Here is an 11,929-nt window from a genome sequence, read left to right as displayed (position 1 = left end):
GTTATTACAATCCCAATCTCAAAGTAAGCGTAAACTGACGAGGAACCGGAGAAGCTACACCACCGGCATTGAAGAATTCAGGATCCTGTCCGTTCAACTTCTTGTCAGCATACAGCAGGAACAAGTTAGTAGCCTGTATTTTCAAAGACAGATTAGACAACAGCAACGGCTTAATCCAGTTTTTCGGGAAATCATACGACAAAGAAATTTCTTTCAGACGAATGAAATCACCTTTAGCTACACGTACATTTGAGTAATTATATGCATTGTAAGCATATGCATAATCACTGAGTTCGTTATACATACGTGCAGACATGATAGCCGGAATATTTGTTACATTTTCATCACCCGGCAATGTCCAACGGTTTTTAAACTCACGTGTCATGGCGCTCAAGTCTGAATATTTCGCATTAAATACCGGATTCAAACGTACCACATTACCGAACGAATAAGTCATAAATACATTCAGACGGAATCCTTTATATGTAAACACGTTACCCAAACTACCTGTAATTGTCGGATCAGTCGGACCTTCATAAATCAAGAAATCCGTATTGTCACGTTCCTGGAAATTGAAGCTGGTACTTGACAACTGTCCAGACTCATTTCTCAGTACAGGGATACCATTTTTGTCCAGTTTTTCAAACGGGATAGAGAACAAACCTCGTACCGGATAGCCCTGTTTTGCAAATCCCACACCTGCAACCAAATCCATTACATTCGCATTCTGCTGCAAATCGGTTACTTCATTCTCAGCTTTTGAGAAAATAAAGTCGGTATTCCAGTTAAAGTTCTTGCTCTTGATATTATGAGTAGACAACGTAAATTCTACACCGTGCGATTTCATAGAAGCCACATTGGCCAGTTTCAGAATCGTACCGCCCACACCCTGAGTATTCACAGCACCAATCAAATCATAATTATTACGCGTATACCAGTCCATGGCAAAGTTGATGCGGTTATTCAAGAATCCGACATCCACACCCAGGTTCAACTCATGCTTCTTTTCATAAGTCAATTCACTGTTTTCCAAGTCAATGATTCTCAATCCCGGTTCCTGTATACCTGTAAACGGACGGAACGGAATATAACTGTTGATGATAACCTTGGAGTTAGTCACATCCGCCGGACCACGGTCAGCGGTCAATGAATAAGAAGCTTTGAATGTCAAGTGAGACAATGCTGGTTCAAGTGCCGAGAAGAACTTCTCTTCGTGAACGTTCCAAGCTCCAGATACGTTCCATGTAGGCAACCAGCGAGAACTACGGCTCTTACCCATACGGTTAGTACCTTCGTAACGCACTGTTCCATTCAAAGAATACCGTCCGGCATACGAGTAGTTGACATTTGCAAAGAAAGCCACACTACGAACTTTAGAGTTATTCAGGCCGAAATACTGATCTCCCTGTTCGATTCCACGTTTAAAATATTCATATACGTAGTACGGAGTCTCTCCATTGGCATACTGCAATCCCCATCCCTGGAAGTTCGCTTTAGTACGGTCAATTGAATTGACTTCCATACCTCCGAACCAGTTAGTCAGATGCACTTCATCAAATACCTTATTCCAGTTGACAGTTCCACGGAAGTCATAACTCAACATCTTATAATCCGTTCTTCTGTAAATGCCACCTTCCGGCAATACCGTAATCGGCAATGCATACGGGTTATCCGGATTTTGATAAAGGAAAGGATTCTTATCCATGATTGTCTTATCATCCAATCCAGCACGGTAAGCTTCAGCCTGGTTCGAATTATCCTTAATCTTATGTTCCTGCGAAGTACCCTGATACTTCACTGCTCCCAATGCGGCAAATTCCAGACCAGCAATCGGTTTCCATTTCAATTCTCCCTGGAATTTCACATCTACAATATTTAAATCAATATAGTTGTTGTCCAACTCATTAAGAATATTGAACGGAGCATAGTTACTTGTGTAATATTCCTGAGGATCGAGTGTACGTGAAGTATTCAATGCATACGAATACGGGTTAATATCAAAATCACGCTTTACTTCACCACTTACTACATCCACTTCCTGTCCCAAAGTACCCGGAGCTTCCTGTTTACGGTAAGAAGCATTCGCAATCATATTGAAACTTAACCACTTTGAGATATTATATGAAGTATTGATATTGGCTGTATAGCGTTCTACTCCACTTTTCTTATACCATCCCGGGTCATACATTGCACTTAAAGAAGCATAATAAGAAGACTTATCCGTACCTCCACTCAAGCTTACCGAATGATTCTGGCTAAGACTCGGAGAAAACAGTTCGTCAAACCAGTCTGTATTTCTCATTTCTGCCTGTCTGAGATACTGAGCCTTACTCTCTTCCGTATTCCACAACAGAGGCAATCCGCTTACCGAATCAAATGTATTCATCAACTGATACATTTTACCGTACACACCACTCTCAGCAGCACGGATGGTTTCTGAGAAATTCAGCCATCCTTTTTGTTCCATCTGTTTATAAACTCCCATCTGCTCCTGAGAATTCATGATATTGAAATCATTGTAACTAGGAACGAGACGAGTCGTAAATTCACCGGTATAATTTACCTTGCTGACTCCCGACTTACCTTTCTTGGTAGTCACTACAATCACACCTGCCATAGCACGTGCTCCATAGATAGAAGTAGCAGAACCATCCTTCAAAATCTGGAAACTTTCAATATCATCCGCATTCAGACCTGCGATAGCCGAACTGATCAGAGTTTCCGCATCACCCGAAGAAAGCTGATCGGCACTCACCTCAACCGCATCCTCCATAATGACACCGTCGACTACCCACAACGGCTTAGAGCTACCATAAATAGAAGTAGCACCACGCACACGGATTTTCGGAGCAGTACCGAAAGTACCCGATACATTCTGTACCGATACACCGGCAGCCTTACCTTCCAGGCCTCGGCTGATATCAGCCAAACCATCCATTTTTACATTTTCACCCGAAATCTGCGTGGCGGCACCAGAGAACAAACGCTTGTCCATGCGTTGCATACCTGTTACCACGACCTCTTCCAGCAACTCGGAGTCAGACTCCAGCTTCACTACCATATTGTCTTTGGCTGTCAACGATTTCGTTTTCATGCCGATGTAGCTAATCTGTAACTTCCCCCCTTTATTTACTTTCAGGGTAAACTTTCCGTCAATGTCTGTGATTGTTCCGACGGTAGTTCCCTCCACTAAAATCGATGCTCCTACTACAGGCTCTCCGTTCTCTGCAGAGAGCACTACACCTGAAATCTCAGATGACTGAGCAATGGCCCAACCTATATTGATCAATAGGCAGGCACAAAACAACATAAACTTTCTTTTCATAAAACACTCACTCAATTAACTATTAATTTTCACAAATATAAACGAAATAAAATACAATAAGCAAGAATTATCCCCTTATTATTTTCTCATAGCAACATATCAAAACCTCACTTATTGCAATTCAGTCATGGCAAATATATATAATTTATCAGAAATAAAACCTTTTTTCATACATTTTTTCATAAAAATATGCTAAGAAGCAGAAAAAACATCAACAAGTAACAAATTAAAAAACATTTAAAATTAGTTTATAAAAGAAGGGGGTATTTTAATAAAAAGAAACTGAATTCTACAAATTTATTTTACGCATAACAGTAATTCTAACTTTATTCTCATAAAAACGCCCACATATAAACAAAAAGAAAGAGAGCAATGCCCTCTTTCTTCATTTTGCCAACTAACGCAACCATTAGCCGAGCAAAATCATTATGTCACACTCCAAGACCGCGCTTACATTCCGCTGCTTTGGATGATATCAATCAGAATCGGTTTCATACCTCCCACGAAACACTCTACGGCAATCACCATCAGAATAAGTCCCATGAGACGCATCATCACGTTGTTTCCCGTCTCCCCCATCACCGTCACCAGACGGGTAGAAAGTCGGAGAATAAAAAACGTCAGCACATACACCAGCGCAATCACCGTTACCAGCGTCACCTTCAGTTCCCAGGTCTGCGCATCATCCATCAGGATAATTCCGTTGGCAATCGCTCCCGGTCCGCACAACATCGGTATGGAAAGCGGCGTAATCGAAATATCATTGGCATACGCCTTGATTTCCTCATCCTTCAGTTTCGTATTGGTATAACGCGCCTGCAGCATATCATATCCGATCTTCAGGATAATGATTCCCGCAGCGATACGGAAGCCATTGGTCGATATTCCGAAGAACTTAAACAAGAACTGCCCACAGAACGTAAACGAAATCAGGATAATAAACGAGATGATGGTAGCCCGCTTGACAATATGCTTCCGCTCCTCCTCGTCCAGTCCATTCGTCATGGTCAGAAACACAGGCATCGTACCCAGCGGATTTGTCAGCGTAAAAAACGAAGTAAAGCACAACAGTGCAAAAGGAATTACAGTTTCCATACCTAATATTTTATCAGTTCATATATAGTAAAATCACTCACATTCTTCTTTCTTCAAACGCACCACCGACGAACAAAGCTGCGCGATGGTCTCCCGGTGCGTAATCATGATTAAGGTCTTCCCCTGCATCTGCTTCGACAACCGCTCCAGCAGTTTCCGTTCCGTATCCTCGTCGAGCGAAGAACTCGGCTCATCGAGCAGCAACACATTTCCCGGGCGCAACAGTCCGCGCGCAATGGCAATTCGCTGTGCCTGCCCCTCACTCAGTCCCGCACCCTGCTCCCCGCAAAGCGTATTCAGACCTTCCGGCAGTTCCCACACAAAATCCGCTGCCGCCGTATGCAGCGCTGCTTTCAGTTCCTCCTCACCCGCATCCGGATTTCCCAGCAGCAGATTATCACGGATGGTTCCACTGATCAGCGTATTTCCCTGAGGCACATAAGAGATATTGCAACGGGTACGCGAAGAAGCTTCTACCGTACGATTACCGTTGTAGAACACCACCTTCCCCTCTACCGGCGACAGCAAAGCCAGGATCAGCCGGATCAGCGTACTTTTTCCGACTCCCGTCTCTCCTACTACGGCCGTCAGACTTCCCGGCAGAAAATCGTGTGAAAAATGCTGCAAGATACTGCGCCTTCCTTCAGGATATGCAAAACTCACCTCTTCCAGACGGACTCCCACCGGAGATTCGAGCATAATCGCTTCCCCCTTCTGCTCCAGGTCGAGCGAAGACAGTTCCGACAAGCGCTCGGTAGAAGTAAACACCTGTATAAAGGCCGGAATCTGACGCCCCAGGTCAACAATGGGACGCTGCACCTGAGCCACCAGCTGCAGAAAAGCCGTCATCATACCGAAGGTAACCGTACCGTAATAAATACCGAACACTCCCCACAGAAAAGCCGCCACATAACCAGCCGAAAAGCCCAGTTGGATGACCGAGCGTGAAAAGACCGAGAAATCCGTGCGTCGCATCACCTTCGTCTGCAAGTCCGACTGCAAGGATGCCAGCGCATTGTTGGAATACGCCGTATATTCCATGGCACGGATAAGGTTGCGATGCTGCAAATGCTCCTGCAGGTGACTCTGCACCCGACTGTCCGTATCGCGTATCTCTCTCGACAACTTACGCATCTTCCGTACATACCGCCGGCTCAGCAGCAAGGCCACCGGCATAATGAGCAGGACAATTCCCGCCAGGCGCATATCCAGCCGGGAAAGAAACACCAAAGCTCCCAACAGCTGAACAACCGTAGCCAGTGCAGAAGGAATGTTCCGGCAGATTGCCGTTGTAATGGTAGGCACATCCTCCACCAGGCGGTTCAGCATATCTCCCGTGTGCAGCACTTCCTTTCCCATCCACCGGCTCTCCATCACATGATTGAACAGACGATGACGAAGGTTGTTGCGGAAAGCAATCTCCACCTTCGTACCCAGGCGCATATTCGTCACCGAGAAAACGAGCTGCAACAGCAGACACCCTATCAGTGCGGCAATAAACCACTGCAGCCGGTCGTCCGAATGATGCGTAGCGATATCAATCAGATGCTTGCACACCCACACGAAAAACAGGGAAGCAGCCACCTGCCCCATCCCGATCAGTGCGATGAATACCACCGGCAACCGGAAGCCCCTTGACGCATTCCAAAGCCATACGGCACAATCCCTGACACGTATCTCTTTATTTCCTTTCAGCAAATCCATCATGATCCGACACTTTCAAGTTTACTTTCAAACAATACATTCCACCGGCATCCTCATATCACTCTATCAGTGAAATCTTTCCACATATAACAAAGTTATACAAAAAAAGTTCTATTTCCGCCTGTAGTACACAAGCAAAAATAGAACTTTTTTCATTATATAAACCCTTTATCCGTCAGAAAATACCGACAGACAAATACGGATTAGTTGCTGCGAGTAATTGCGGCACGGCTCAGACGAGGATCATCGTAGAACATATTGTCTACACCACCCTTATAGTCGATACGCAACTGAGAAGCAGAAACGCCGAATTCGTTAACCAGGCAGTCGTATACAGCCTCAGCACGTTTCTTACTCAAGCGTTCGTTCAGCTTCTTGCTACCTGTACCGGCATCTGCATAACCAGTAATTGTGTAAACTGCATTCGGATCAGAAGCCTTGATAGCTTCAGCCATCATCTTCAAGTTCACACGTGCTTCGTTAGACAGTTTAGACTTGCCAATCTGGAAGACAATCAGGTTGGAAGCAACCACCTTCTTGGCAGGTTCCTGACGATTGCTTTCGTTGATGGCACGCTGCAGACGTGCATTTTCAGCATTTGCACGGTCGAGTTCGTCACGCAATGCATTGATAGCGCTGTTGTCCACACGCAGGATAGTCTTGCTGCGGTCCCAGCCACGCGGTTTGATTTTGTAAGTTACACCGGCAGTAAGAGCGAACATACCTTCACCACCGCTACCACCGATTTCACCGTCGAACTGGTCGTTAGTCAAAGAACCTCTCAAATCCAGATTCAAGTCCCATGCAGAACTCAGACGGAAAGAGTTCATGATACCCAGATGACCGGTAATTTCTGTATTCTTAGGCTTGCTGGTTACACGTGCAATACCCAGACCGAAGTAAGGGCTGCAGTTGTAAACCCGCTTTTCATTATAACCGCACAGTATATTTGACAGGTTGAACAGTACATCTGCATGGAAGTTGATGTACTTCACTTTCTGTTCTGTCAACCAATATCCGTGCCAAGGCTTTCCCTCGATAGGCTGATTATTGGTATAAGCTCCGTTCTGAGTAGCACCTTTGAAGTTCAGACCACTGTACATCAAACGCACGCCGATACCCGGAGTAAACCATTTACCCACTGCGATATCCAATGCCGGAGAAATGCGTTCACCGAACTTACGCTGCTTGTCATGGTCTCCTAAATAAACCTGACCTCCCAAGCCTGCACTGATGAACCAGTTGCTCCAGAATGAGTTGGTTTCTACCTTATACTTATCTGTGCTATATTCCACAGTTTCTGTAATGTCTTTATTCTGCTCAGTCTGAGCCCAAACAGAACCGGCCGCAAACAAGGCTAAGGCCGCCATTAACGTTTTCTTCATCATAGTTTTATTTTTTAAGTTACTAGATTATGTTTATTCCCTTACACAACGAATTGCATAACCATTACCTCGCTGGCAAAGTTCCATCGATGAGATTGTATTATCATCGGCTTGTTTAGGAGAAACCGGTACATATTCACCACACCATAACCCTGTAGAAAGTGTACGGGTCCGGTGAGGAGAACTGGCAAAATAATAAGCATATTTACCATAATACATCATTTCTCCATCTACTGTACTCCGCATGCCAGTGGTTGGATAGTAAACACCAGACATATCTGTTTCATCCTTCTGAAAATACCAGCCATTGTTTTCATACTTAACATAATGAATCTGATCCAATCTTGAAGTCGGCGAAACAGACTTATTTGAGCCATCACTTGCATTTACAAAACCAGTCCATACATAAGGACTTGCAACTCGATAACCTACAGGAGAAGGGTCATAGATTGTTTTCTGTGAAACCCATCCCGGTTTACAGTCTGGATGACCATATACATCCGGCCATATATATGGGATTTCCTTATCGTCCCCCCACAAGCTGTTATTGGGAACCTGCATCCAATCTCCGTCTGTACCTGTCTTGGAATTTGTAATAAACTTATCCGGATTCAAAACTGAAGCTGTTAAAGTTCCCATTTCAACTCCGGAAATAACGGGCCAAATAGAAACATCTTGAGCACCAGACTCACCATAAACCGTAGTCTGGTTAGAAAATGGATCCTTTCGTCCCCATTGATAAAGTGTACAGATCATAGATTCTTTTGCATGAGCTCCCAACGGACGGTCCATTACCGTATATTGATAACCCGCACTGCTTGTATATACATCATCTGAAATTGGCTCATCACCAACTCCCCAAATATGCCAGCTCCATAAAATGTCACCAGTACAGTCTTCACCACTATAAACAGCTATAACCGCATTACCGACATTTGATTTAGCAGTATAATAGCAACGGTTATCAGTGCCCAGTCTAACTGATGCCGCATCCACAAATCCATCTACATCCTGCCATAACAGCTTTGCTGATTTCGGAGATATGTAAGCCGACTCAGTATGAAAACCAGCACCTGGAATAATTCCTTTCGGTCCATTACCGATTACATTTGCCAGGAAAGAATGCTCACCACTCTGATTTATCATATAACAATTGGCAGTTTCTTCTGGTGCAGGTGCCTCCTCGATCACAGCATCGTTGTTTTCCAATATCGTGGCATTCAAAGGCATGACGTAATACTTTCCAGCCTCCAAGTCACAAAGAGCCGTTGTAGAAAAAGAAACTTGATGCTTATCAGTCAGGAAAGTGCAATGCCAGGATTTACCCTTCTGAATACCAGGAACTGCAACAGCATATGCTATTACTTTCTCCACTAAGGAAGGCTGATTTACAAAAGTCAGATTCAGAGATGTACTCTGAATACCAAATGCACTTGTAAATCCACTCTCAAGATTTGCAAGATCATACGTATAGTCACCTGTTACAGAAGCCCCAGTCTCTAATGTTACCCGTACTAATTTTTCATCGACAGACAAACCTGCAACATCTGTAAGGCTGAATTCAAAACGTATCAACGAAACCAACTGTTTCATATTTAGCTGATAGTTTCCACCTCCCAAATTGGAAATTGCATCAGTTGCCTTTACATCGTATGCAGAAATTGAATTCTCATCTACATAAATTTGTTCAGTAGGAATTGAAACCGGAACTGCATGAAGATTAGTCACTTCCTCGCTATACGGATAATAGGCATATTTCGGTATATCACCAGAAGTCACACTTCCTGAAAAAGTAGTCTGCGCAACTGGTTCTGTATGATTTCCTGTAAATTGTGCATTCACAGTATTGTCACTGAATACACCTACCTGATCACCTACCGACCATTCCATAAACAAAGCTCCATTATTCGCAACTCCGCCTACTTGTGTACGTGAAGAAGATTCACCGGAAAAGCTATCCAGTGTTCCTGTAATATTAATGCGTTCCTGTGAGAAAACATCCGCCTCCTCTAATTCAGAGCAGGCAGGTAAAACACCAACTGCTGCAAGCAAATAAATCAGATAGTAATTTTTCATTTATCGTTGTTTAAAGAGAGAAAAAGGAAGTCATTTCTGAAAATAAGCCGAAATGACATTCCTTTTTATAAAGCTCATTATTCTATAATATTACCACCTTCTGAGAATGAAGCATCATAATTCAGATCCGTAGTTCCTCCGGACTTACGCTTCAGTTCGAAACGGAAGTTATTTTCAATGATTGTCTGAGGCAACCATTTTCCATAAACATTGGTCTCAACGCCCTCATTTTGAAGTTTATCACAGCCCAAGAAGTTCATCAAAACTACGCCAATAGGAGCAGAGTTCTTGGTAGGATCAATCAGATAATTATAAATAGGACCATTGATTACATTCGCTGCTGTAACAGTATTACCACTCTGTCCCAAAGCAGGATTATAACTTTGGTTATCATTTACAACACAAAAACCTCCCAAACTATTTATATACCAGTTTCTCAAACCAGCATCACCTGCTTCAGGTTTATTATTATTGATTGCTTGCTGGATAAAATCTTCTACAATAGAGATTTTCTTATCTACACGTCCATTATCTGACCAATTTGGCACAGTAAGATTAGGATTGTTCAGACGTTCCAAATGCTGCTTCCATACCGTAATTCCACTTGCATTTTCAGGTGTCATGTAGTATGGATAATCTATATCACGGTCGTTCTGAGCGTACAAAGTAGAAGAGATATCATTTCCGGAGGTATCATAAGCCTGACGCATAAATACATAATTTGTAGCATCTGTTGCAGGATTGTAGGTAAAACCTGCATATTCTTCACCCTTTGCCCCAAAAAGACCATCAACCTTATCAACTTGACCCTCATTTACTGGCAAATCTGGACATTGATAGTTAACAAATACCACAATCTTACCCATCAAATCTTCTATGGTCGTATTAGCGTTCAAGTTAGTTTCCAATGTAATACCATTAACACTTGAAGGTGTATAGCCATCCAAAATACGGTCTAATTCCCTAATCCATCGTTTAACCTCTAAATATTTTCCTGAATTATCATCACCACTTGTTCTCAACTGCTTGAAGTTTATATTCAGTACGATAAACTCTTGACATGTTCTTCCTAAACTTCCATATTTGTCGTTATACATGGTAATTCTGTCATCAAGCATTTTAACATAAGAATTCAAAGCTTCAGTCAACTCTGTTCGTGAGCTATTTGCATCATAAGTATACAAGTAATAATCATCATTCCAATTAGTTGAAGATTTCCATGCTAAATACTGTCCTTCGTCAACCTTTACTGCATCATTAGCCTCATCAGCATTTTTAAATCCCACCATGAAAGAAAATGCACGTGCACCTGCAGCAAACTGCTCTTCAATGTTCAGTTTCTGATAAGGCCCCATTACAGTATTTGAACCAACCACATCAGCATCAAAACTATAAGAGTTATGTGTACCCGGTATAGACAACTGTGAGAAATAAGTTCTCTTATCCATCGCACTCAACCAGTAATAAAAATCAGTACCCTTCAAAGCCGGTAATGAGGTGATATTAATTTTTTGAGTTTGAATATCTGCAGTCTTTAAGAGTTTTGTATTACTACCCTGTCCTACCATATTAACAGTTACAGCAGTTTGTGAAACCTGCGGATTAGCATACGGCAGCATGAAAGCCTTTACGACCAGTTTCTGTCCTGTTTTCAAAGTAACAGGCTTACCATCCATATATGTCGGAATAGTCACCAAGTTACTTACTGTACCATTATTAACTGGAGTACATTTACCGTCATTGCTACCAAAATTCTCATCTATTGTCAGCAAGAACTCTCCTGCAATATCCTCATTTGAACGGATTGAAACTTGAGAAACCTGATATGAATCACCCGCAACAGTTCCAGCCTTTGGTCCATTAACCGTAATTTCGAGTACTGTTACAAGAGGCTTAAAAGTCAAAGTAATAGGTTGATCTCCTTCTGTGAGACGAGAAGCTTTACTATGCGCATACATATAAGCATAATTCATATTCGGATAGGCTGTATAAGTATCCGTACCATCAAACTTAATACTAATCGGGTCCTGACGTACCGGAATCTGACATTTAACTTCTGTTGCACTTACACCTCCCTGAGAAGCCGAAGCTGGATAAATAGCATAAAAATGATGTTCATCACCATCTCCCCATTGCAAACCATTATCACCGTCATTAATTTTTGCCAATGTACCAGTAGTAGATTTATCTCCTTCTGTGACTACTTTATAGTGAAACTCACTAGTGTCTCTTAATAATTGTAAAAAGACTCGTTAATTATTTGATTTACAATATTTGTTTTCAAAAAATGCTTGTCGCATATTTGAATCAGTTACCTTAGGGGCTGGGCCAAATTGCGATAGCT

6 protein-coding genes are annotated in these 11,929 nt (G+C 42.7%); all 6 read right to left on the bottom strand.

The window, feature by feature from the left end; genetic code table 11:
* Nucleotides 1-4: 4 nt before the first annotated feature.
* Complete coding sequence (locus H3001_RS05710) at nt 5-3,325, bottom strand: SusC/RagA family TonB-linked outer membrane protein (protein WP_181214338.1); 3,321 nt, start codon at nt 3,323-3,325, stop codon at nt 5-7.
* Between the two features lie 450 nt (nt 3,326-3,775).
* Nucleotides 3,776-4,420 (bottom strand): MarC family protein, encoded by a 645-nt coding sequence (locus H3001_RS05705; protein WP_178243423.1) that lies wholly within the window; start codon nt 4,418-4,420, stop codon nt 3,776-3,778.
* A gap of 33 nt (nt 4,421-4,453) precedes the next feature.
* Nucleotides 4,454-6,127, bottom strand: coding sequence for an ABC transporter ATP-binding protein (locus H3001_RS05700; RefSeq protein ID WP_246368504.1), 1,674 nt, complete (start codon nt 6,125-6,127; stop codon nt 4,454-4,456).
* 200 nt (nt 6,128-6,327) lie between these two features.
* Nucleotides 6,328-7,509: an OmpA family protein gene (locus tag H3001_RS05695; protein WP_394367794.1), complete on the bottom strand. Its 1,182-nt coding sequence runs from the start codon at nt 7,507-7,509 to the stop codon at nt 6,328-6,330.
* A 33-nt stretch (nt 7,510-7,542) separates the two neighbouring features.
* Nucleotides 7,543-9,585, bottom strand: a complete 2,043-nt coding sequence (locus H3001_RS05690; RefSeq protein WP_181214336.1) for a fimbrillin family protein — start codon at nt 9,583-9,585, stop codon at nt 7,543-7,545.
* A 77-nt stretch (nt 9,586-9,662) separates the two neighbouring features.
* Nucleotides 9,663-11,753, bottom strand: a complete 2,091-nt coding sequence (locus tag H3001_RS05685) for a fimbrillin family protein (protein ID WP_181214335.1) — start codon at nt 11,751-11,753, stop codon at nt 9,663-9,665.
* Between the last annotated feature and the right edge of the window lie 176 nt (nt 11,754-11,929).

Source organism: Phocaeicola faecicola, assembly GCF_013618865.1.
GTDB lineage: Bacteria > Bacteroidota > Bacteroidia > Bacteroidales > Bacteroidaceae > Phocaeicola > Phocaeicola faecicola.
Note: the sequence above shows the minus strand (reverse complement) of the source record. Positions and strands in the feature narration are given on the sequence as shown.